We start from the raw sequence: 23,002 nt of genomic DNA, 5'->3' as shown, positions 1-23,002 counted from the left end.
GAAACAGCGTTTTTTTTTGTTAAAAAAATCATATCATCGAGCGAATATATTTTCAAGAATTTTCTAAAAATATTCTACTTTTTTCATTTCTTTTTTGACTTCAGCGCAGCGGCTCGGACTTGGAAACAGCTTTCCTGCATTTAATAGATTTTTAGGATTAAATACTTCTCGTATATTCGTTTGTGCTTGAATTTCATCTTCATTGAAAACAAATCGCATTTCTTCTTTTTTTTCAATGCCCACGCCATGTTCGCCGGTAATCGTTCCTCCTGCTTCTGCACAGACTTGTAAACATGCGCTTCCGGCGTCGAGTGCTTTTTCAGTTTCCCCCGGCTTTCTAGCATCAAATAATACAAGCGGATGCAAGTTTCCGTCTCCGGCGTGAAAAATATTGGCAATGCGAAGGCCAGATTCTTCGCTAATTTTGTTAATTCGCTTCAGCACTTGAGGCAGTTTACTTCTTGGAATAACGCCGTCTTGTACGAGATAGTCAGGGGATATAGCTCCCATCGCTCCAAATCCTGTTTTACGATTTGCCCACCACCTCGCGCGTTCTTCTTCACTTTCAGCTACTTTCACTTCCCGTACTTTTTGTTTTTTACATACGTCTAAAATACGAAGGATTTGCTCTTCGATACCGGCTGAAATGCCATCTACTTCAATTAATAAAAGAGCTTCAATATCTCTAGGGTGTCCGACTGGAAACGCAGCAGCTTCCACTCCTTCAATGGCGGTTTTATCCATCATTTCAAGCGCGGCAGGCACAATGCCGGCTGATATAATGTCTGATACCGCTTGGCTGCCGTCTTCTACGCGGTCGAAATAAGCAAGAACCGTTTGTTTTGCTTCGGGGTTTTTCAAAATGCGTACCGTAATTTTTGTAACGATTCCTAACGTCCCTTCTGATCCTGTTAAAAGCCCTAATAAATCATATCCCGGTTCATCTGGAATACCTTGCTTGCCAAGCTCAATCACATCTCCATTTGGAAGCACCACCTCTAGCCCTAAAATATGGTTGGTGGTTACTCCATATTTAAGACAGTGTGCCCCTCCTGCGTTTTCCGCTACATTTCCACCAATGGTGCAGCAATATTGACTCGAAGGATCCGGTGCATAATAATATCCTTTTTCAGAGATTGAATTGGTTAATTTAAGATTAATAAATCCCGGCTCTACAACGGCACGCCTGTTTTCATAGTCGACGCTAAGAAGGCGCTTCATTTTCACTAAACTAATAATCACTTCGTTATTAAGAGGAATCGCTCCCCCGCTCAGTCCTGTGCCTGCTCCTCTTGCAAGAAAAGGCAAATCATGTTCATTGCAGTATTTAACAATGCTAGAAACTTCTTTCGTATTTTGAGGAAATAACACCGCTTTAGGCAAATGTCTATGAATGGTAAACCCATCGCAGTCGTACGCAAGCAAATCTTCTTTATGATGCAAAATAGAATGAGCATCTACTAGTTGAGAAAGATTTTTTACGTGAAGATCTTTTATTCTATTTTTCTTCAACACGATGTGCTTCCTCCTCTTCTTTTTGATAGGCCCACTCCAAAAGCTGTACCGTGTGAACAATCTGCTGACTTCGTCCATATTTTTTCACTCCTACTGCCATCTGCAGCATGCATCCCGGGTTTCCCATTGAAATCATTTCTACGTCATGAGGCATATGTTCCATTTTACTTTGAAGCACAGCTCCCGCCATATCAGGATTTGTTAAATTATAAATTCCTGCACTTCCACAGCATCGGTCCGCATTAGCCATATGAACCATTTCCACTCCCGGAATAGAAAGTAAAATATCTCTTGGTTCTTCTCTAACTCCTTGACCATGAGCTAAATGGCAAGCGTCGTGATACGTAATACGCTTATGCAGCTTTGTCTGCGGGGGGCGATATCCCGTATCGTGAAGGTATTTTGAAATATCCTGGACTTTTTCAGCAAAGACTTCAGCTTTTTCAAGCCACTCTTGCTCTTCTTCTCTAAATAGTTCAGGATACTCTTTTAACATGCAGCCGCATCCCGCAGCGTTTACAATAATGGTATCGGCATGCTGAAACGCCTCTATATTTTTTTTTGCAAGCTGTCTTCCCATGTCTCGGTCTCCTGCATGAACGTGCAAAGCACCACAGCACGTTTGAGATGGAGGAATAACGACGTCGTTTCCATTTCTTCGTAATACATTAAGAGTCGCTTCATTAATATCACTGAACATGACGTCCATGATGCAGCCGGTTAAAAAAGCAACTTCTGCTTTTCTTTCGGCTTTTGCTTTTAGAACGCGTTTCTTTTTATATTTTTTTCGAACAGAACGGGTAATTTTAGGCATTACATGTTCCATGTCCGCTAGATGTGTCGGCATCATATTTAACAAGCCTGTTGTGCGCATCATTTTTTGCATTCCGCTTTTTTGATACAGCTTCAATAAGCTTCCTGCAGCTTCTAAGCGATGAGAGTGAGGAAAAAGTTCTTTTAGAAAAAACTTGCTGATCATGCCTTTCCATCCCGTCAAAGGCATTGCCTGGCGAATTTGGCCGCGAGCTTCTTCAATGAGTCCGCCAACATCTACATTTGCAGGGCAAGCAGTTGTACAGGCCCGGCAATCCAAACAGGCAAACACAGGGTCTGTAAACTGCTCATTCACGCTTATTTTTCCTTCTGCTACCGATTTGATAAGGTGCACGCGTCCTCTTGGTGAATGCTGTTCTTGCCCCGTTATTTCATAAGTAGGACAAGACTCCAAGCACATTCCGCAGTGTACACAATCCGCCCATTTTTTTTCGTCTGGCGCGTCTTTCCACAAATAATTGCTAACGCTTTGACATGGAGCATCTTTGATATCGGCTTTCGCTGAATTCACTTAGATTCCTCCTATAAATCGTTTATAGTTAAGCACGTTTTTAGCGTCCATCTTTGCTTTAATTCCTGCTAGTAACGGAAAATGAGAAGGTTCTTCTCCCCATACATTTACTTTTTGGCGCAGTATAAAAGGCAAATGGTTAACGACCACATATCCTCCGTACGTTTTGGCAGTTTCAGTAAATGAAGTAACAACGGAAAGAATGGCATCTTCTGAGCCTTTTATGTAGACCGAACAAAGACCATGTCCAACTCCTCCATGTGCTTTTATCAGCATTGGACGGGACGTTTTTAATGCGGTACTTTTGTTTATTACATCGAGTACATTCATATTTGGTACGCCAATTTTTAGCGCGGCTTCCGTTTCCTCTTCAGAAGAACAGCATGCACCATTTGGACTAATGTTACTAAAAAATCCCCAAAATACTTCGGCTTCTTTTTCATGCAGCACTTTTAAAATCGTATCAGACGGCTGAATACTTTTGATGTAATTCTCTTGATAATGAACGGAACTTTCCACATCTTCAAAGCTGATTACAAGTGTAAACAGATGCTGCCCTATTACATCTTCAGCTAGAGAAGGATTTAATAATTCCAAAGCAACGGGCTCTATCATGGAATCTAAGACTTTGCTAACAAACGCATGAATTTCTTCGATATTGCCTGTTGAAAAAGAAATAAAGACAATGCTTTGATACTTGGGCAGCGGACGCAGCTTTAACGTTATTTCGGATATAACGCCGAGCGTTCCCATTGAACCAATAAACAGCTTATTCATATCATAGCCAGCCACGTTCTTGACGACTTTTCCCCCTGAGCGAACAATGGTTCCATCTGAATATACGACTCTCATACCGATTACTGCATCTCGAGCCGATCCATAAGACAAGCGCTTTGGACCACTTCCATTCGCTGCAATAACTCCGCCGATTGTAGCGTAGTCTCCTAGAGCTGGATCAAGTGAAACTTGCTGATTGTGCGTTTTTAAATACGTTTGCAGCTCTCCAAACGGTGTACCAGCTTTTACAGTAACCGTCATATCACCTACTGTATGTTCAACAATTCCGCTGTATTCAGTCAGCGAAAGCAAAAGGTCTGCTGTATCTATAAGTCCCCCAAACCCTTTTTTTGTACCGTTCCCTTCAATGACGACTTTTTTTCCGTGTTCCGTCGCATACTTTAAAACGGCTGCTATTTCTTGTTCTGAAGTTGGCTTAATATGCAGGGACCCGTTATTTCCAAGGAAGTGATTCATATGCTGTTCTTCAAGTGTGGAAGGATGAGATAAAATGGATTTTAAATGACCTGGAAGCTTCAACGTACTCAATAAATTGACTCCTCTCGTTTTGTAATAGCAAACAACGTTTCACTAATAACATAAAGAAGTGCCATATATAATACGACTAAAAGTAGTAGATTAATAAGAAGGATAATTAGTAGAATAGATGAAAAGATATATTTTAAGCGCTTACAATCATTAAATCACCTATTCTTGGGATTTTCAACCAGTATTTTCTTCTTATCACCAAAAAAATGTCCATTCTTTTGAAAAAAAGTTTCTTTTAGTACTTGCCTATCCTAAAAGGATTAGAATATAATGTAAGCGAATTCATTTTTACATAAGTCATCAGATGACCTTATCATCGTAGTTTTAATGGTTTCGTTTTACTAAATTTATAGTTTACTAATTTGAAAATGAGGTGTTAGTTATGACATGGACACAGCAGTTCACTCCTGTAGGAAACAGCGTCATTTGGTCTTCATTAATCGCTTTGATTCCTATTCTTTACTTCTTTTGGGCTCTGGCTATTAAACGAATGAAAGGTTATATGGCTGGAGTTACAACTTTACTGGTCGCACTTGCCGTTGCAATATTTGCTTATAAAATGCCGGCTAGCATGGCTTTTATGTCAGCCAGTCAAGGAGCCGTATACGGTATACTGCCGATTGGATGGATTATCATTACGTCCGTTTTTCTTTACAAACTAACCGTAAAAACCGGTCAGTTTGATATTATTCGTACCTCTGTCGTATCTATTACAGAAGATCGCAGACTTCAAGCTTTGTTGGTTGCTTTTTCGTTTGGGGCTTTTCTTGAAGGGGCCGCTGGTTTCGGAGCACCTGTTGCTATTTCAGCAGCTCTGCTGGTAGGTTTAGGATTTAATCCGCTGTATGCCGCTGGCTTATGTTTATTAGCAAACACAGCACCCGTTGCTTTTGGTGCAATCGGTATTCCTATCACGGCTATGGAAGGTCCTACTGGAGTAGCGGCAATGGAAATCTCTAAAATGGTAGGCCGCCAGCTTCCTTTTATTTCTGTATTTATTCCCCTGTATTTGGTTTTTGTAATGGCAGGATTTAAGAAAACAGTAGAAGTACTCCCTGCTATTTTAGTATCCGGCATCTCTTTTGCCCTTACCCAGTTTGTCAGCTCTAACTTTTTAGGACCGGAACTTCCCGATATTTTATCGGCACTCGTTTCACTTTTTGCGCTCGCTATTTTCTTAAAATTCTGGAAACCGAAAACAACGTTTCGCTTTCAATCTGAAAAAGCAGCACATGAAGTAGCTTCCGCTTCGGCTGAGCCAAGAGAAACTCAAGATCAACCCGCATTCACGGGGGCTCAAATTGCAAAGGCGTGGTCACCTTTTTTAATTTTAACGATCTTTATTTCTATATGGGGAATTCCTCAAATTAAAACCGCTTTGACAGGACATTATGAAGGAGCTAACGCTTTTTTAAGCGCTATCAATTCCATCGGACATTATTTAACGTTTATGCCAGAAGTACCTTGGTTAAATAATTTAATTTTAAATGGAAATGGAGAACAGATTGCGGCAGTTTATAAGTTAGAATTACTAGGCGCTGCCGGCACAGCTATCCTGTTGTCTGCTGTTGTCACAAAATTTATCGTCAACATCTCTTGGAAAGACTGGTTCATTACGTTTAACGAGACGTGCAAAGAATTAGCGTTGCCGCTGCTTACCATTATGTCCGTTGTGGCATTTGCTTACGTGACAAATGCGTCTGGAATGAGTACAACCTTAGGACTGCTGTTAGCTAAAACAGGCGCGTTATTTCCCTTTTTCTCTCCTGTACTCGGCTGGCTCGGTGTTTTTATTACAGGATCAGATACTTCAGCCAACTTATTGTTTGGCAACTTGCAAAAAATCACGGCTACATCTATTGGAATGGATCCGCTTCTTGCGCTTGCAGCAAACTCTTCTGGTGGAGTAACCGGTAAAATGATTTCACCGCAGTCCATCGCCGTTGCCTGTGCTGCGGTCGGGTTGGCTGGAAAAGAGTCCGATTTGTTTCGTTTCACGGTGAAGCACAGCTTATTTTTACTGCTGATTGTCTGCGTATTAACATTTTTACAATCCAATGTATTATCGTGGATGATTCCTTAATCAAAAAAAGCTTCCGTATCTAGAGGTACCCCTCTGAACGGAAGCTTTTTTCTTTTAGTTAAGATCGATTAATGGCATATACAACAAATAAAACTATGTCTAGCAAAATCATTACAACACCGACAAGCAGCCAGATGTTTCCTTGAGTCTTTTTCTCACCTTCTTGCATTTCAAACGCCCGAATAGCAAATACAATTCCAAGGGTAAACACAAGAAAAAACAGCTGACGGTAATCGAAGAACGACAGTACAGCAAAAATTAAAGTGAAAAACACCATAATCATTTCTAAAATCCGATAAGGCTGCTTTTGACATGCTAATAATAGTTTCATTTCTTGACCTACTTTCATCCCGTTTTTAATAGCGTTATTTTACTATTAATTTTAAATGAGATGTTAGTGTTTCGAGCACTGTTCACTGTTTTGTAACAAAAAAGCGTACGTTAGTTAAACGCACGCTTCTTTTTTATTCATTTACATTTGGATTCATTGGATTATCCATCCCTGTTTTATCTTGAATTTTTTTATAGATAAAATACGTGTAGATAGCAATTAAAATGGAGAATGCCCACGTAACGGCCTGACGGAATACAATCATGTTCCCGTACCCTTCTACTCCGTACTTTTGAATCAATACGTATTTTACAATCGCTAAAAATACATAGCGTCCTGCGAATAGTACTGTAAGCCAGTTCATCATTTTGAATAAATCAGGCTGGTGGAAGAGTTTAAGAGAATCTTCTCGCTTATAGCCCATTAAGTAAGCCGTATCTACAAAAAAGTACAAACCAATTGGCTTTTTTATCACAATGGTAAAAAGGACAACTACAGCCAGTCCAATCATAAAGTATACTTGATTGTTTAACATCGTTGCTGCGTTTCCTGAAATTAAATCAATAATGGTACGTGCCAGCAGCGTAATGACAATAAACAATCCTGTTACGTTAAACTGGCGATCTTTAATAAATGTATAAATGGTATACACAAACGCTGGTGCTGTTGAAAGCAAAATGGCATAGTAATCACCAATAATGTCTTTTCCTTGATTCCATATTAGGTAAGGAATAGCGATATAAAAAAGTAAATCAAACCATACTCGTTTTGTATTGTTCATATATAACTCCTTTAAAAACGTTGTTCCTGCTATTATATGGGATACTACGCAAGAAAAAAAGGCTTTTACCTGGAATGTTATGAAATTTTAATCATTTGATGTTTAGATCCAGAGCGACAGGGAAAACGATTTCTAGAAAGACTTCAAGAATCATAAACATCCAAACACTTGAGCAGCAATACATGTGCCACAAGTGAAAAATGCTGAAAGGATTGATTCATTATCGCACTTCACCTAACGTACACGTCAGAAATGGAAAAGGCCATGCAGCTTTCTCACGGCGTGGGGTATGCTGAATATAGCCGTAAACTAGACAAACGTCTACAGGTGGAAAAAGAACGAGAAAAAGATTATCAGGCTAGCAAAGATATACTGCGTGATATTAACCAGCATCGATAATAAAAAGCCGCTCGCTACTTTTGGTAGCAAGCGGCTTTTTATTTACAAATGAACCAAAATTATACATAATAAGGAAGTGCGTGTGCCAAAGAAAGGAACTTGCTTATTATGATGGAAAAATTACTGATTATTTGTGTGTTTGTAGGCATTATCCATATGGTTGAAACACTAGCCTACTCTGTGAGACTTGCGGGCTTAAAAACTGGAAAACTAGTCGTGGCTTTATCTCTTTTTAATATTATTGTCATTGTGTCAAGAACAGCTAATATGGTGCAAGCTCCGCTGACCGGCAAATTAGGAGATGCGGTCCAGTCTAAAGAAGATTTGCCCGTTCTGCTTCATCAGCTTCAAACTATCTTGCTCGCGGCTTCTATTGGTACAATCGCAGGTGCTCTTTTAATTCCTAGCTTTGTATCAATTTTCTCCCGAATGATTTCACATTTAGAAGTAGCGGGATCTGTACCCAAAATGATGAAAAACATTACTTCCATACATACGCTGGAAAAAGCAAAAAAACACGTGAAGCGTCCTAGGTGGATTATGCTGTCTCAGCTGCGAATAGGCGGAGTGCCCAAGCGGTTGCTTCTTTTGAATTTAATGGCTACGACCATTTATACAGTAGGTGTTCTTTCCACTCTTTATGCTTCTACGCTGGAGCCTACTCTTTCTAAATCAATTCTGATGTCTTCTGGTCTTATTAACGGACTAGCGATGATTACCCTTGCTGTGTTTGTAGATCCGCAAGTAGCCATTTTAACTGAAAAGGTAATGAAAGGTGAATCCACTAAGCAATCTATGAATAAAATGGTTGGTACACTCGTCATCTCTCGTTTGTGCGGGACAGTATGTGCCCAAATTCTCTTAGTACCTGCTGCTCTTTATATTGCATGGATTTGCCAATTAATCCCTTAGAAAAAAGACTTCGTTAAAGAAGTCTTTTTATACGTATTCCACTTTTTTGTATCTATGAACAGCAGCGATTAAAAGAAAAAAACTGCTCATTAACGTAACAACTACGGTATAGGTGACACTTTGTGACCAGTGCAATTGTTCAAGCAGGCGAGCGGCGTATTGTGACAGCGCTGCAGGACTCCACTTTAATTGATTCGTAAACAAAGTACTCAAAAATGAAAGTAACGCAATGATCAAAATGCTTACTCCAGCAATTCCTCCGCTTTGTAAAAGGAATGTTCCAGCTGCCACTAAAACGGACAAGATAAAAATTAGCCACAGGCTGTATAAAAGAAAGCTAACTAGCATATGAGTCCAATCCACATATGAAAATAAAAGATTTGTATAATACCATGCTGCTATATAGCTTATAAACGTTGAGCCAATGACGAGTACGATTTGCGCAGCCCATTTACTCATAATGTATTGAAGGACGCTCACCGGTCTCATCACAACAAGAACAGCAGCATGATTTTGTCGTTCATTTGAAATTATATTCATGCTTGCTAGTACAATCAGTAAAGTTCCTATTGTGCTATATTGTGAAAGGACACCTTGCATTACTTCTTGACCGGTGGGCGTAGGAAGTTGAATAATTGCTCCTTTTGGTAAATTCCCTGCCATGTTAATGATTTGTGGCATATAATAATTCGTTAAAGGCTGTGTGATGCCTAGTAAAATTAGAGAGATTGGCAGCCAAATTCCTTTGCCGTTCGCAAATAATTCATGCAGTTCCTTTTTAAATAAGACTCCAAATGTGTTCATTTGTTCATCACCTCTAGATACACATCTTCGAGAGAATGCTGTTTTCGTTCAAATAAAACAAGGTTTGCTTGTTGATCAACAAGCAGTTGAAGCAGTTGCTGCTGCTGAGATGTATCTTTTACACCTACAGTGGCTTTATAAGGAGAATGAAACAGCACCTGTTCACTTGGCAGACTGCTAAGTGATCCAGGGAGCCTTTCTTCTGTTTCAATCGTAAAAGCAGGAGCCGTAAACTCTTGGCGCAGCGAACTCTTTGTTCCATTCCATTTCATACGTCCTTTTTTAATCATAATAATGTTATCGCATATTTGTTCTGCATCATGCAAAATGTGAGTTGAAAAAAGGATGGTCGTATCTTTTTTTAATGTTTCGATAATCAGTAGGACATCTTTTCTGCCTTCAGGATCCAAAGCCGAAACCGGTTCATCTAGAATTAGCAGTTCAGGTTTATGTAACAAGGCTTGCGCCAAGCCCAAACGTTGTTTCATTCCTCCAGAAAAGCCAGCAATTTTCTGCTTTTCCTTTCCTTTTAAACCTACAGTTTCAAGTACTTCATCTATTCGGTGGGAAAGCACATTTTTTGAAATGTTAGATAAAAGACCTAAAAAAGTTAAATACTGCTGAGGCGTCATCCAATTAAAAAACGTAGGATGCTGTGGCAGAAAGCCAATAAATGATCGTACGTCTTGATGCTGTTTATCTTCAAAAGAAATTTTCCCTTTATTAGGTGCAGTAAGACCTGCAATCATATGCAAAGTAGTCGTCTTACCTGCACCATTAGGGCCTAACAACGCTGCACATTTTCCTTTGTCGAGATTAAATGAAAGGTTATTCACAACAGTTGTATTACGATACGCTTTTGTCAGTCTTTCTACTTGCATAAACATCTTAGCTCCACCTCACTGTTTTTTACGTCCTAAAACAAAATATAAAACGGGCCCAACTGTACTTACACATAAAATGATGAGTCCCCATAACCATTTTGGCCCGTTTGTCTCTTCTTGCTTTATGCAGCTTATTAACGCTGGAATCATTAAAAGCAATTGTAAGAATAGAATTGGAGCAATTAACAACCAGTTAATGTCCTTCATTTACATCCCCCTTTTTCTTCGTGCTGGAAGCCAAATAATAAAAAACCAATAAAACAGCGTCGGCATTGGAATTTGAATCAGTCCCCATATTCCCCAAAACCATGGATGAGCGCCGCGTTTTTTTGCATTGATAAAAAGTAGAAAGCTTTGAAGAAGGAGAAATGGTGAAATAAACAGCACAAGAATCCATTTTTCATTCATTATAAAAACATCTCCTTTTTTCGTTTATAGTGAAAAACGATAAAAGAAATAGGAGCAACAATGATCCCAATTACTTCAATAGCAATAAACAAGGCGGGTATTTGTAAAATAGCAGTTGCCATTACCGTTAAAATAACAAGTGCTGTTAATGTAAATAAACATAACTCTTTCCGGAAAGCTTTTTTCTGCTTTTGTTTTTTAATGAGAAGCTGTTCTTGAATTGCATGAAGAGAAATACGTTCATGACTTGCTAAACTCTCTAGCTGCTCCCAATCTTTTTTTAAAGAATGTAAGGACTGATTGTTATTTTCTTCTCTCATTCTTTCCACTCCTTTCTCAGTATGTTTACTCCTTTATTTACTCTTGATTTGACCGTTCCTGCTCGCATATTCAGCATATGGGCAATCTCATCGTATGTGTATCCGTAATAATGTCGAAGCAAGACAGGAATTCGAAAGCGCGAATCGAGTTCATTAAAATCGGAAAACATCTCGCTCCATTCCACTCCTTTGTATTTAGCTTTCCACTGAAGCTGGTGCGATAAAGACTGCTTTATTCGCTGGAGACTGCTTTTTTCCCGTTTTTGCTTACGCAAATAATCCATGTACAGTCTTGAAGCAATGGATATCATCCAAGTCGAAAACTTTGCTTCATTTTTGTATGAAGAAAGATTCACGTAACACTTCATCATTGCTTCCTGACACAATTCACTGCATAAGTCCTCATCTAATGTCAGCTTTAAAAGGTATTTATATAAAAATGAATGATAGCGCTGAAATAATAATGAAAAGGCATCATCATCACCTTGTAATGCTTTTTGGACAAGGATGAAATCATCTTGTTCCAAAGCGGTCACCCCTCCTTTTTGTTTCATCACCTATATGACGCTTTAGCGATTGAAATCGTTCATTTTTTATATAAAAAAAACGCCCCGCAGGACGTTTTTATTTAGTACGAAGTATTTTTAATCCTTCTTCATCTTCTTCTAAGGGATAGACTTCGTCGTTTTTAGCGAATAAAACACCGTGGAAGATTTGAAGGTCATCATCACAGGCTTCACAAAATTCCTTTTCGCCTTCGTTCCAAAAGCTAAAAAGCGCTAGTTCATCGCTACGCACGCTTGCATATTTTTGATGAAATTCATAAATCATCATCGCATAGTAGCGAAGCGCTTCTTCTTTTTTTTCAAATTCAATAGTTTCAATAATATCTTTTTCCCAGCCTTCTAAAAATAGCCAAGGTTCACAATCACTTTTTATTTTATGAACTCTCCATTTATCTGTCATGCTAGAACATCTCCTTACTTACAGCTTACTTCTAAAATTTCTCTTTTCCTTATTATTCAGCAAAAATAACTTTGAATCAAGTAAAACGGAAAAAAACGCCTATTTTCAGGAAATAGACGCTAACAATGTGGCTTAATCTGAACTTCTTTTTTATATTAATAATAGCTCCTTAAACTATAAGGAACTAAACTGCCCGTATAATACTGGGTAATGGGAGGAAAAACGCCTGCTGAAGGCGTGATTTTTCCCCACCAAGATGGTTTTTTGCCCCACCAGTTGTCCATCGCTCCATCAGGTGAAACGACAAATCCAATTGGACGTGCAAAAGAAGGCATAAAATACGGATAGAACGAATACTGAAAAGGCGTATAGAAAGAAGAGTAAAACATCTCTTTCCTTATCCGTTTCCGAAGCCGTTTTGATCAGAACCATCGGGATCGAGCGTATTTGTATTAGAAAGTCCCGAATTTGTATTTACACAAATTCCTGTATTTGAAGAACCTGAACCTTGTGCAGTTTTACTGTTACTTTTTGGAGAAACATAGTACGTATCGCCAAACGTAACGACTCCTCCTGTAACGTTTGGAATCACTACATGATTAATAACAATCGGCATTATCCTCACCCTTTTTATTTTCATCGTGATGTAATATATGAACGATTTATCAAAAGGGTTATACATTAATGGATATAAATAAAAAATCCCCCTGCAGAGTGGGGTATTTTTACGCTTTTACCTCTTTTTTAGAATGACTTAATTCATCTCGCAGAATATCAAAATCTCGTTCTGCTACTTCTTCAATTTTAGTATACAATTCATTTTCTGTTAGAAGTCCTTTTTCTTCAAGTATTTCGACAAGAGCCTTAAACTTTATTCTAGATAAAAGCATTTCGTTTACCGTGCTCTCTGTTGGCTGTTCATTTTTTACTTGTTCTTTTGCTTTAACAGGTTCTTGCTGCAGCTTCACCCTGAAAACAATATTCGTATGATCTGTAATTTCAGGTGACTGATAAAATGTGCTATGCGAAATGTTTTTTAGTGTTAGCGTTTCTTTTGTCTCCATATTTGTTACTTCAAAATACGGATCCTCAAAAAATACATCATATTTATCATAAGCTGCTTTGCCTACAACCGAAAAAGAAAAGTTTAGCCTTTTCAACTCTTCACCTGTATTCGCATCAGTAATCATTTTTTCTTCAAACATATCAACGTGAAAATTTACGTTATTAATCATTAGTTGTGTCAATTTAATCGCCTCCTTCTTTATTAATACGACACGGAGTGACAAGTTCCCTGTTTTTTTATATAAAAAAACATCTCCCAAAAATGGGGATGTTTTTCAAGGAGCTAGAAAAATGCTCTTTTTTTAGCTCTACAATTCTTCTTCTGCTTTCTCATATTTGCGTTCATGCGCCGTATCTTCTTCGTTATCACGAATGGTTTTTTGAAGCACAAAAGCAGAACGATATAAATACGAAAAACATTGATAAATCGACTTCCGTTCATGTATTTAAGCATATCTTACCATTTATGTACGTTTTTTATCAAGCTTTATCGATAAAAATCCCGAAATTAGTACTTTTTATTTAAATCCTAGTAGATTACTTTGAAAAACTCTCCCTAGAATATATTCAATTTTATCTGAAGGTATCCCTCCTCTTTTAAGTAGCATTGCATATGTAATCCATTCCATTAAACTAATGCCACGTTGATCACCAACATTCCCCTCGTAATTGTTATGTACAATTTTATTTCTCATTTCAGGTATATGCCTTGAAAAATAATTAATCGCTTTTTGATCAATTCCGTATGTTTTAAGAGAAGAAGAAATACAGTCTTCAACATATGAGAAAGCAGTTAGTATTTTTTTTCTTGAACCATAGACTTTTCCGAGTTCCTTAGTTCTAGAAATTACTTGGTCTAAAAATTGCTTTTCTTCTTGATTATTTGCTTCGATTCCTGAAAGAGTACCTAATACTTGTTTTCTGAATGGTTCAACCGAAGTAGTATCACATGCTCTAACTTCTTCAGGTAACTTTCTATATTCACTCTCAAAAGCAGCAAATATATTAGCCAGCCTCGTTTCAGTTGAATTAAAATATTCAGTATCCGTGTTCTTTAAATGCGCTGGGTAAAGATTATTATCATTTGCAACTAATTCAAAGAACGATCCTAGATAATCTTTTAAGTAGTAATAGTTAGACTTAAAGCTTATTCCTTTGAAGTTAACATTACTTTTATGTTCAGGTAGTATAATACAACCACTCTTAGAGCGTTTTTCCGAATTACCTATTAGCTCGATGTTATTAAATGCAATTTCATCATTATACATAGCAAATTTAAAACATTTTTTTACCGCATCTTGAAGCCTTATAATAAATTCTCTGTCATTAGTCGGCTCAAAACTTAATTCTAACTTCGAGTTTAGTTTCATATCACTTGAAATGCCTCTATGCAATATACCTCCAATCATAAACCTTGCAACAATTTTAACTCCCTCAAAATTAAAATTAAATTCGTGGATGTCTTTAGATTGGTATAGTAAGTCTAATTCTTTATAGTTGCCTTGTATTTTCAAATCGTAAAAATACTCAGCAGGATTCACATAGAAATTTAATGCATCTGAGGTAACAACAATGCCTTTTACTTCCTCGTTAGAATAGTACTCAAAATACTTATCTACATCCAGAGAAAATCCGCCAACTACATAGTTGTATTCTGAGAAATAAAGGTAGTCACAAATTCCTTCATCATAACTACTAGGAAGCTCAATATATTTTATTTCGCCTTTCTGGAAAATTTGGTTTAGTTCTCTAATCCCTCTTTCCTCTATTGGAATTAAGAAAAATTTATTACCACTAAAATGATACTTACATTTTATGTTGGTGATTTCACAATTCCCTAAGAGCTGTCTCATGGTTCGTCCTCCTATATATCATCTACTCTTTTGTTATGATTGCGACTCATTTTTTAGATGGGTTTCACCTTTTTTGTCATTTCTCATCCAAGAGATTATAAATATCCTTAGATATACTTTCGATTTCTTTTGTCTTTTCTTCTTTTAGTTTTAATGCAATTGTTACTTCACGCTCTATCTCTGTAACTCCCTTAAGTATCTGAGATGTAACTTTTGCTAGTGAATCAATTGCATATAATCTTGTTTCAATAATCTTTTCGTTTACAATGGTTTCATATATGTAAGGGAGCTGTTTACATACAACCTTTATATCTATAAAATTACGTAAGGCATTATTTGAAAGATTTACTTCATTGCTGTTACATATATCTTCCACTAGAAAATTTATTTTTAACTTTAGTTCGTTTAAATAGTATTCATTATTTTGAGAGACACCCTTTATTAGATTCGAGGTTTCCTCAATCGTTCCCATAAGATGCTTTAGTTTTCTATTTATGTCAACAATAGCAACTGTCTTATTTTTTATATCCTTAATTTCAGCTGTCAACATTTCATATTTTAGTTGAAAACCTAGTGTCGAAACAGATTGTTTTCCCGCATTACGCCCCGATATGTATGCTCCTAACCATGCACCTAAAAACGTTGATAATATTGTTCCTATCCCTACACCTAACGTAATCCAATCAGATAACTTCATAAGTTTTTCTCCTTATCCAGTAATTAATAAAATATTTGATCACTTGTCAAATACCTGTGAAAAAATTCCGTATTATTATGCTTCTCTTCGGAAGCTCCTGTTGCTTTGGTCGCAACTTTTCATGTAATAAATCACTTATTTTCTGACTAGGTTTTACCGCATCTTTTCACTTCTCGTTTACAAGATTATGAATCTATTCCTCGGCCCCATTCTTAATAACAGTGGCTCGAGCTGTAACAGTAGCAGAAACCGATACTCCCTCGGCCAAATATCCTTCAAATGTTCTTCCTTTATCCCAGATGACTTCCTCTGATAAATCTATGCCTGTTAAATTACTAAACTGTTCCATGTGAAGTCTCCTTTTGGAGTTTAAAAGAGTCATTAAGTGCTCCATATTCCTTCTAATCTTACCGTCTGCATCTTGATATGATGTATCTTCAGGATAGTAGGTTAACCCTTGTTCCCTATTTCGTTTATAACCAGATATTTCTCTTTGCATTAAACTGACTCTTGCAGTAACTTCTCCATTACTTATTTCGTGAGTTAACCCTTCTAGTTCCATAAATGTATTATTCTCGTAATAGTTGTTAAGATTATCATAATGTGTCACAAGATAAAGCATCCTATCATATGCGGAAAGTATCTTTCCGAAATCTTTGATGAAAGTTTCTTTTTCCTCTCTTTCTCTTTGTTCATCTTCTGTTGTTTTGTTAACCTTCTTATCTTTGTTAAATAGATGCACTGAAACAACAATCCCAGCAGCCGTTGCTATGCCCTGAATAAGGGAACCAAACATATTTCCCCAAAAACCAATCCATTCGGTTTTAATACCTTTTGTATCATTATGAGAAAGCATTAGTTTAGCAATTTCATCATCAAAAATGGTAAAAAAGATGCCACAAAGAAAGAGCGCAATAATGGTACCAATCATCCAGTGAATAATCTTTTTGAACTTAAACATTTCATTGCCTCCTATCAACCAAAAATCCTCAAAAAAGCGTCTATTCTTTCTCACCTCATCTCCAGCTGCAATTTCTCCTTTGACCTCTTGGACCTCACGCATCGACTCGACGATCTTTCGATCTCTCCCCGAACTTATCCGATATGTAACGACTTTGTTCCTCGATTTTTTTCTCAAGTTCCTTATTTAAGCGCTTTCGCTCGAGTTGTTGCGCTTTTGACTCTTCAACCGACTTTCCTAGCTCAGTCATACGTTCCATAGTCGCCACGTCTGCATTAGTGTCATGAGAGCATCTCCATTTCCCGCTTGCCCCTCCTGTTCTTTTATCTTTCGAACTGTATTGACAGTTCCATTTGCACCCATAGACAAGCCCATGTTCGAGAGCTCTAACGCTATCTGCGTTTTATCATAACCTTGTTCCTACATTTGCTCCACGGCAAGAAGAACTTTGACCGCTTGCGGCTTATAATAAACCGTCTGGCCGTTTTTAACTTTTGGGAGGAACGCACTAAATTCTCGGAGCCATTCATAGACTGTATTCTTGGCCTTACTATTTCGGTCACATTTTTTTACGTCATAAATCACTCATTTTCCGGCCCTTCATATTACAATACCGCACTCATCCGACTTTAGCATCTATTATCTTTTAACAACGCCTTAATTTTACATTGAGTCGGGTATATAGTCGGATATACATACAGAAAAGACCGATTCTAATTTCGTTCTAAAGCTCCTTAGAAGCAAGGTGGCGACCACATAGTAGAAAAAACAAAAAAAGAGGAGCCCGCATTAGGCTCCCGTTAGATATAACTCCTTTTGTTTCGCTTTTCTCTTATGATATCTATTGAGTTTCTTTCTATTGCTGCATTTTTTACATTGAGCAGAGATTCCCAGTGATGTGCGGGAATCCTTGTTAAAATCGTGCAGTTCTTTGTATCGTAAGCAACACGAACACTTACGAACGATCGGGAATGATCTACGACTCATTTCTCGTCTCCTCCTTCTAGACTTTTAAGATATTTATCAGGATCATTCATGTATTTTGCAGCATCTAGTGATACCTCTTGAATAGCTCCTGTAATTAAAGGTGAAAATAATGAGCGTGATTCCATGCGACCTGTATACTCCAGAAGTTGCGATGCTTCTCGAGCTTCCTCTGTCATGGCTTTTTCCGCTAATCGCTTGTACATCTCACCTAATTCGTACTTAGTGCTCTGTAATTCATTGTCAGTTGCCGTTAGACTCATGACTTGTTGCGACAATTGCATGAGCTGGGACTTTGCTTCGACCGCTAATTCGGGCTCGTTTGCGATAGAAACGATCTCTTCTAGAGCCTTCTTCGCATCAGCTAAATTGAGTGAAAAGTTAACCTTCGCTTTTAATGCTTCTGTCTTTTGGTCGAATAATTTCCGATTATGGTCGGAAGCTTTCGGAACTTCTGCGATCATGACTTTTTCCGCCTGCTCCTTCGCATCCTTAACGTGCTTGTGGTACGTATCTGTCATAGCTTTAGCTAATTCTAAGAACTGACGCTCATATTTCTTTCTTATTGCCTTGTACTGTTCTTGCTTACCCTCTTGTGAAAGATTCCGATTATTAAATACCTTAGATCTTTCAGCATGATACTCCTCTAAATCCATAGTAACTAGCTCATTGATACTCGAATGGATACTACTTGCCATATCGATGTTTTCCTTTACTGCTTCGATAATATGTTTTGTCATATGTTTTAAGCCTCCGTAATTTATTGTTTGTTAGATTTGTCGTAATTGTTTAAACGTACTACGCAGCTTCTCTAAACGATAATCAGAGAGCCCGAGTCGTTCCCGAATTTGTTCCTCTGTATTTTTATATAGAACGATCTGATCCGATTCGATTTTCGATAGATATGGATAGCTGATTTCGAGCTTCGTCGATAGTTCATTTCTACTTAATCCCTGGGCCGTTCTATAACGCACGAGGTCCTTTCCAGTAAGCGATATTTTATATGTCATTGCTTTACCTCCTTTGATTGAATATGAAAAAGAAAAAGCCGCCGTTTAGGCGACTATTCATAAGAGAGTACGTGTGAGGAGAATGCCACATTATAGAGACTTTGAGATTCTAGGAGGAAATCTAATCCCCACGCTTTAGTACTATAGGAGAGAAGGCCCTCTCAATAATAGTAGGCGAGTTAGACCTTAAAATATGTATACCAGAAGATATTTTTTATCTTTTAAATCCGCATCCTAACTATGTTATACAGTTATAAATTCTATTCCTACCAGCCTAGCTTCTATAATGAATTTCTGCGTATATCTTTATAAATCCCTTAATGTTTATTATGCGATAGCACAAGCAGTTTACTGCGAGTGCAATATTTTAAGTCTAGATATGTAATTCTAGTTAATAAGTCTAGATATGGTAGGAAAATCCCACATAGCAAACAGAAAAAAGCTGCATGGTTTAAGAAAAGTCCCATACAGCATATTTTTTCGCATTAGAGGCGAAGGTCCTTTGAGTTTGTGATCGTCTCTACCTCTGCATATCGATCTTCCACTTTCTTTTCAGCTTGCTCGTATTTTTTAAGAGCTTTCGGATACTTGCGAAATAGCTCGTACTTATTTAAAGGCATCTGTGGAATATATCGATATCTATTATAGGTACGACTTCTTTTTTCTGTTTGAATCACAATCAGACCGCAGTCCAGCAGCTTTTTAATATGGTTCCCGACCGTGTCTCGACCCATTCCACTTTCTAGTGCTAATCTATCTTGCGACGGGTACGCATACCCTAAGTCCGAATTATAAAAATCGCAAATAATATCGTAAATCATCAGCGTTCCTGCGTTCACTCCTGAGAGATATAGATAGTATCTCGTATCCTTTGGACGTTTATAGAAAGTCATCTTTTCATATTTCTTTTTCTTATCGTATATAGTCATTTTATTTCCTCCTAAAAGATGGTTATCGTGACATGAAGCATGTCGTATCTTTTAGCGAATGGCTTTTATGATCTGATACACAATGAATGAACAACACCCTGAGTTCAAAAATAAATTATGCAATGTGTGCCCAGTAGTCCCAGCGTACGTGGGAGACCCCTCTGGGAGTCAGCAGTTTTTGCGGATTTAGTTTGCATACAATATACACAACGTTGCATACACAATGTAACAGAGGCATGAAGAGTTACATTTGTTGCTTTCTTTAATGCCTTTATTGTCAACGCTCGAACGATCTTGTCCGTTTACTCAAGGAATCAATGACTTTATGCATTCGATAAGTAAGCATTCTTCGGTTGTCTTTTCGCATCCATGAGTGAATAAGATCATGCATAAAAGAGCAACGACAAGAAGAGTCGATCCCTTCTCTTCCTCGATACAACGATTAATCGATAGCTATTCGAATACTTACAAACCTTCCAGTCGATGCGGATCGATAAGATAGACAAGTAGAATCAATGAGCAATCGATTAACACTCGAGTAAGCTGCTGCTTTATCTACAGGCGTATACCATACGATAGTTAGATGTATATTCACTTATTAGCCGACCTATATGCGATCTTACCCAACCATAAATACATAGCCATGAGAAGCCAGAGTTTTCCGTTTAAGTCTCTTTGACTATTAAACCCTTCAGTATGACATATTAGTGTAGTCGTCTGTACAGACGTATATAGCCCTATAGAAGTGTACCGTCCTATATCGGTGTATTAAAAAAGACGGTGGAGCCTATTAAGCCCTACCGCCCTATAAAACGAAATCTATACTCTCGTCCAGTTCTTCTTGAGTAATGCCGATATATCTTTTGGTGATAGACGGAGCTGAATGCGAGAAGATTTCTTGTAAAACTGCGATGTCCTTATTTCGTTTGTAATGATGGTAACCGAAAGTCTTTCGCATAGTATGAGTTCCAATATCCGACCGATCTAGCTGATCTCCCGCCTTAACAAGAGCCCTATATGCTTGCGTCTCACTTATTGGCTTATTACCTTTGCGAGAAGGAAAAAGATAGTCTTCATCGTTCATTCCTTTTGTATAGTTCTCTATCTCTGCCGAAAGATTCTTAATGAATACTCTTCGAGACTTACCATTTTTCTTTTGAACAATTGTAACGTGAGTTTTCCCTCTAATATCCCCGACCTTAAGTGGCAATATATCTGATACCCGCAAACCTGTGTTAATTCCGAACACAAAAAGGAAATAGTCTCGTTCGCTGCAATACCTACGAAGGCTCCATTTTAAATCATCGATTTCCTCTTTCGTGCGAAGCGGTTGAACGTCGTATGTAGTAGCTGCCATTTTTTCGATTCCTCCTATTTATTAATACATTGAATGTACGATTTCGTTATGTTAAAACGATTATAAACTAAAAAGCAAGTAAAATCAACGTTTCATATGTACGAAAATATACAAATTCATACATTCGTATAAACAAAAGAAAAAAGACCCTTCCTCCGTATAAGAGAAAAGGTCGTCCTTTTAAAGTACTACATGTTCGATTTCTATGCGTAGCGGCTCTGCTAAATCCTCAAATCCTCGATTTACGTTTACTTCCTCAAGTTTTAACTCATTCGGTAAAGGTTTCTTATCCTTCTCAGAGATATCTTTCATAATAACGAGAACATCCTTTGCTGCTGCGAGAGCTTCTCGCTTATTATCTCCTCCTGTAGACGCAGGAAAGCCCGCCTTAATTAAACTAGGGAATCTAACGTGAATCCGTCTGTTCTCTTCATAATAAAAAACTGCCACATAGTTCATATATAAAACCTCCGCAGGGTATTCGTACCTCGCCGACTTAGTCTAAACCTTTGACCTTATCGGCTAGATACTTTTTGCGATGGCTAAGAGTATTAATGACATTAAGTCTTCCCCCCCCCTGTTTTTCTATCCCCCTTCTCCTACAGTCTAGAAGTGGCTGAAAACCGATAAAATGTAAACGTATGTAATTCTAAAAAACTTGTGTAGAACATTGATATAGCTTAGTTTCGAGAGATAATTAAGGTTTATTTGTTGGTTTACATGGTACAACTACATACGATAGCTTATTTACTATACAGCGTTTCTGTTTTTTCCTACATTATCTTTATATTCTTTATAGTAATAGTGCAACTCGGTATCTAACTTCTCAATGAATTGATTTTGCAGCTTCCGTAACAATCCATGCATTAACTCTAATGAATTATAGTCTGCTTGGTAAAATTCATAATGCTGTTGTATGGTTGTCATTGGCTTAGTGAGAGCCTCATTATCATATAATCCCTCCCTTATTTCTCCAAATGTATTTGTTACTGCTAACATTGCTTCCCTGTCTATAAGAGAAGCGGTTTCTAAGGCGTCATAATATAGATTATCAAAACCATTTCTACATTCTTTAGATTTTGTCTTAAATGCACCAACTAATTCTTTAATATGCTCATGTAATAAGTTATTAGTAAAACCACTTTCATATTGTTCTTTAGAGGGAAATTTATTGAAAAATTTCTGATAATTATTGTTGACATCTTCAATTTCTCTTGAATTATCTTCTAAGATCCTGATTAATTTAAGAGTATCTTTTACTGAACTTCTAATGTCCTCCTCATCTTTGTCCTTTTTTGCTCTATCTAGAGTAAATTTAACGCCAAGGTAGGTCATTAGACCACCAATCCCCCCACTTAAAATTGACCCTGTAAAATCTAAATAATCTGTCCAAGATGCCATGAGTATAAGCTCCTTTTTTAAATGTAAAAAGAAAAGATAAAACACCTCTTCAATGAAAAGACTTATTATATAACCTAATATAGAGATAATTAGAAAACAAAAATACAACAATCCTCAGCTCCTCTGCTGAAAGATAAAATAGGATAATCGTATGTTGTGCGCTAGAAGTAACAAATGTAAAATATCGATATGCTTTCGGACTCTCTTCATAACAATCGGAGGCAATAAAAAATGGAGCTTTATACTAAAGCACAACTTGTAAGAAAATCGAACATACCTCATTCTACTTTGTATGGAAGACTAGATGAGTTTAATGATTTCTTCTCACCAGTACGTAATGGCAATCAGCTTTACTATACAAAATACGATTACTATAGATTAATGTTAATACACGGGATGCGCACGACTAAACCTGTAAACTCTAAAGCTCATATATGTAAAACATTAAAAGAGTTTAACCGTGATCTAGTTAGGTTACAACTTTTAGAACGGCTTTTAGAAACATTTAAATAAAATATTATCGATAGAGGGTCCGTTGCTACATCATGTATACTAAAATTTTTTCGGAAATGCTTATTAATATTACGATAATGTTAACATAACGTTGCATTAACGATGATGTGGCTTCGGACCTATAAATTTTCTAACGAATTAATTAACAGAACATTCTT

Annotated in this window: 30 protein-coding genes; 4 read left to right on the top strand and 26 right to left on the bottom strand. The window is 37.4% G+C overall.

Annotation, left to right across the window (positions count from 1 at the left end):
* Positions 1-63: 63 nt before the first annotated feature.
* Genes ACFX4G_RS11550 through ACFX4G_RS11540 form a run of 3 tightly spaced genes read right to left on the bottom strand, consistent with a single transcriptional unit; the run spans position 64 to position 4,186 of the window.
* Complete coding sequence (locus tag ACFX4G_RS11550; RefSeq protein WP_230183525.1) at positions 64-1,515, bottom strand: FAD-linked oxidase C-terminal domain-containing protein; 1,452 nt, start codon at positions 1,513-1,515, stop codon at positions 64-66.
* A complete protein-coding gene (locus ACFX4G_RS11545) occupies positions 1,499-2,860 on the bottom strand; it encodes a (Fe-S)-binding protein (protein WP_097825138.1) in 1,362 nt (453 codons plus the stop codon). The genes ACFX4G_RS11550 and ACFX4G_RS11545 overlap by 17 nt, the downstream gene beginning before the upstream one ends.
* Entirely contained in the window at positions 2,861-4,186 is a 1,326-nt protein-coding gene (locus ACFX4G_RS11540) for an FAD-binding oxidoreductase (RefSeq protein WP_377574701.1), read from the bottom strand. It lies immediately after the preceding gene.
* 382 nt (positions 4,187-4,568) lie between these two features.
* Between ACFX4G_RS11540 and ACFX4G_RS11535 the strand changes: the two genes are divergently transcribed.
* The gene (locus tag ACFX4G_RS11535; protein WP_377574698.1) at positions 4,569-6,269 is read left to right on the top strand and encodes an L-lactate permease; all 1,701 of its coding nucleotides are present in this window, start codon (positions 4,569-4,571) and stop codon (positions 6,267-6,269) included.
* 58 nt (positions 6,270-6,327) lie between these two features.
* On the opposite strand, the gene ACFX4G_RS11530 is transcribed toward ACFX4G_RS11535, so the two are convergent.
* Together ACFX4G_RS11530 and ACFX4G_RS11525 are read right to left on the bottom strand one after the other, a co-directional pair.
* Entirely contained in the window at positions 6,328-6,600 is a 273-nt protein-coding gene (locus ACFX4G_RS11530) for a hypothetical protein (RefSeq protein ID WP_230183522.1), read from the bottom strand.
* A 133-nt stretch (positions 6,601-6,733) separates the two neighbouring features.
* Positions 6,734-7,381 carry a VC0807 family protein gene (locus ACFX4G_RS11525; RefSeq protein ID WP_043981572.1) on the bottom strand — a complete coding sequence of 216 codons (648 nt, stop codon included), beginning with the start codon at positions 7,379-7,381 and terminating at the stop codon, positions 6,734-6,736.
* Between the two features lie 252 nt (positions 7,382-7,633).
* Between ACFX4G_RS11525 and ACFX4G_RS11520 the strand changes: the two genes are divergently transcribed.
* Complete coding sequence (locus ACFX4G_RS11520) at positions 7,634-7,780, top strand: YuzK family famiily protein (RefSeq protein WP_014459567.1); 147 nt, start codon at positions 7,634-7,636, stop codon at positions 7,778-7,780.
* 108 nt (positions 7,781-7,888) lie between these two features.
* Complete coding sequence (locus ACFX4G_RS11515; RefSeq protein WP_377574695.1) at positions 7,889-8,692, top strand: lipid II flippase Amj family protein; 804 nt, start codon at positions 7,889-7,891, stop codon at positions 8,690-8,692.
* A 27-nt stretch (positions 8,693-8,719) separates the two neighbouring features.
* Here ACFX4G_RS11515 and ACFX4G_RS11510 read toward each other — a convergent pair whose 3' ends face one another.
* The 21 genes from ACFX4G_RS11510 to ACFX4G_RS11410 form a co-directional block, all read right to left on the bottom strand.
* Positions 8,720-9,496: an ABC transporter permease gene (locus ACFX4G_RS11510; RefSeq protein WP_377574692.1), complete on the bottom strand. Its 777-nt coding sequence runs from the start codon at positions 9,494-9,496 to the stop codon at positions 8,720-8,722.
* Positions 9,493-10,383 (bottom strand): ABC transporter ATP-binding protein, encoded by an 891-nt coding sequence (locus tag ACFX4G_RS11505; protein WP_377574689.1) that lies wholly within the window; start codon positions 10,381-10,383, stop codon positions 9,493-9,495. Before ACFX4G_RS11505 ends, ACFX4G_RS11510 begins: the two co-directional genes overlap by 4 nt.
* Positions 10,384-10,395: 12 nt before the next feature.
* Positions 10,396-10,587, bottom strand: a complete 192-nt coding sequence (locus ACFX4G_RS11500) for a PLD nuclease N-terminal domain-containing protein (protein ID WP_013057569.1) — start codon at positions 10,585-10,587, stop codon at positions 10,396-10,398.
* A complete protein-coding gene (locus tag ACFX4G_RS11495; protein WP_013057570.1) occupies positions 10,588-10,788 on the bottom strand; it encodes a hypothetical protein in 201 nt (66 codons plus the stop codon).
* Entirely contained in the window at positions 10,788-11,108 is a 321-nt protein-coding gene (locus ACFX4G_RS11490) for a YxlC family protein (RefSeq protein WP_097825145.1), read from the bottom strand. The genes ACFX4G_RS11495 and ACFX4G_RS11490 overlap by 1 nt, the downstream gene beginning before the upstream one ends.
* Positions 11,105-11,662: an RNA polymerase sigma factor SigY gene (sigY, locus tag ACFX4G_RS11485; RefSeq protein ID WP_223260193.1), complete on the bottom strand. Its 558-nt coding sequence runs from the start codon at positions 11,660-11,662 to the stop codon at positions 11,105-11,107. The genes ACFX4G_RS11490 and sigY overlap by 4 nt, the downstream gene beginning before the upstream one ends.
* Before the next feature lie 70 nt (positions 11,663-11,732).
* Positions 11,733-12,074 carry a DUF1033 family protein gene (locus tag ACFX4G_RS11480; RefSeq protein ID WP_013083686.1) on the bottom strand — a complete coding sequence of 114 codons (342 nt, stop codon included), beginning with the start codon at positions 12,072-12,074 and terminating at the stop codon, positions 11,733-11,735.
* A 155-nt stretch (positions 12,075-12,229) separates the two neighbouring features.
* Positions 12,230-12,463 (bottom strand): hypothetical protein, encoded by a 234-nt coding sequence (locus ACFX4G_RS11475; RefSeq protein WP_050690561.1) that lies wholly within the window; start codon positions 12,461-12,463, stop codon positions 12,230-12,232.
* A gap of 8 nt (positions 12,464-12,471) precedes the next feature.
* Positions 12,472-12,690, bottom strand: coding sequence for a spore germination protein (locus ACFX4G_RS11470; protein ID WP_013083687.1), 219 nt, complete (start codon positions 12,688-12,690; stop codon positions 12,472-12,474).
* A 109-nt stretch (positions 12,691-12,799) separates the two neighbouring features.
* Positions 12,800-13,321, bottom strand: coding sequence for a hypothetical protein (locus tag ACFX4G_RS11465; protein ID WP_097825147.1), 522 nt, complete (start codon positions 13,319-13,321; stop codon positions 12,800-12,802).
* Positions 13,322-13,657: 336 nt separating this feature from the next.
* The gene (locus ACFX4G_RS11460) at positions 13,658-14,992 is read right to left on the bottom strand and encodes a hypothetical protein (protein WP_353636579.1); all 1,335 of its coding nucleotides are present in this window, start codon (positions 14,990-14,992) and stop codon (positions 13,658-13,660) included.
* A 76-nt stretch (positions 14,993-15,068) separates the two neighbouring features.
* Entirely contained in the window at positions 15,069-15,689 is a 621-nt protein-coding gene (locus ACFX4G_RS11455; protein ID WP_353636580.1) for a hypothetical protein, read from the bottom strand.
* A gap of 193 nt (positions 15,690-15,882) precedes the next feature.
* Positions 15,883-16,650: a hypothetical protein gene (locus tag ACFX4G_RS11450; protein WP_353636581.1), complete on the bottom strand. Its 768-nt coding sequence runs from the start codon at positions 16,648-16,650 to the stop codon at positions 15,883-15,885.
* Between the two features lie 246 nt (positions 16,651-16,896).
* The gene (locus ACFX4G_RS11445) at positions 16,897-17,025 is read right to left on the bottom strand and encodes a hypothetical protein (RefSeq protein WP_377574684.1); all 129 of its coding nucleotides are present in this window, start codon (positions 17,023-17,025) and stop codon (positions 16,897-16,899) included.
* Positions 17,026-17,633: 608 nt separating this feature from the next.
* Entirely contained in the window at positions 17,634-18,374 is a 741-nt protein-coding gene (locus tag ACFX4G_RS11440) for a hypothetical protein (protein ID WP_377574681.1), read from the bottom strand.
* A 30-nt stretch (positions 18,375-18,404) separates the two neighbouring features.
* Complete coding sequence (locus ACFX4G_RS11435; protein ID WP_328230732.1) at positions 18,405-18,608, bottom strand: helix-turn-helix transcriptional regulator; 204 nt, start codon at positions 18,606-18,608, stop codon at positions 18,405-18,407.
* 521 nt (positions 18,609-19,129) lie between these two features.
* Complete coding sequence (locus ACFX4G_RS11430) at positions 19,130-19,573, bottom strand: helix-turn-helix domain-containing protein (RefSeq protein WP_377574677.1); 444 nt, start codon at positions 19,571-19,573, stop codon at positions 19,130-19,132.
* 442 nt (positions 19,574-20,015) lie between these two features.
* Positions 20,016-20,168, bottom strand: coding sequence for a hypothetical protein (locus tag ACFX4G_RS11425; RefSeq protein ID WP_353636586.1), 153 nt, complete (start codon positions 20,166-20,168; stop codon positions 20,016-20,018).
* Positions 20,169-20,378: 210 nt separating this feature from the next.
* Positions 20,379-20,930: a site-specific integrase gene (locus ACFX4G_RS11420; RefSeq protein WP_377574672.1), complete on the bottom strand. Its 552-nt coding sequence runs from the start codon at positions 20,928-20,930 to the stop codon at positions 20,379-20,381.
* A 180-nt stretch (positions 20,931-21,110) separates the two neighbouring features.
* Positions 21,111-21,389 carry a type II toxin-antitoxin system HicB family antitoxin gene (locus ACFX4G_RS11415; RefSeq protein WP_353636588.1) on the bottom strand — a complete coding sequence of 93 codons (279 nt, stop codon included), beginning with the start codon at positions 21,387-21,389 and terminating at the stop codon, positions 21,111-21,113.
* Between the two features lie 291 nt (positions 21,390-21,680).
* Positions 21,681-22,331, bottom strand: coding sequence for a hypothetical protein (locus ACFX4G_RS11410; protein ID WP_334036424.1), 651 nt, complete (start codon positions 22,329-22,331; stop codon positions 21,681-21,683).
* Between the two features lie 231 nt (positions 22,332-22,562).
* Here ACFX4G_RS11410 and ACFX4G_RS11405 point away from each other — a divergent pair, with 231 nt between their 5' ends.
* A complete protein-coding gene (locus tag ACFX4G_RS11405) occupies positions 22,563-22,844 on the top strand; it encodes a hypothetical protein (protein WP_353636589.1) in 282 nt (93 codons plus the stop codon).
* Positions 22,845-23,002: the final 158 nt, after the last annotated feature.

Source organism: Priestia sp. YIM B13486, from assembly GCF_042787865.1.
GTDB lineage: Bacteria > Bacillota > Bacilli > Bacillales > Bacillaceae_H > Priestia > Priestia megaterium.
Note: the sequence above shows the minus strand (reverse complement) of the source record. Positions and strands in the feature narration are given on the sequence as shown.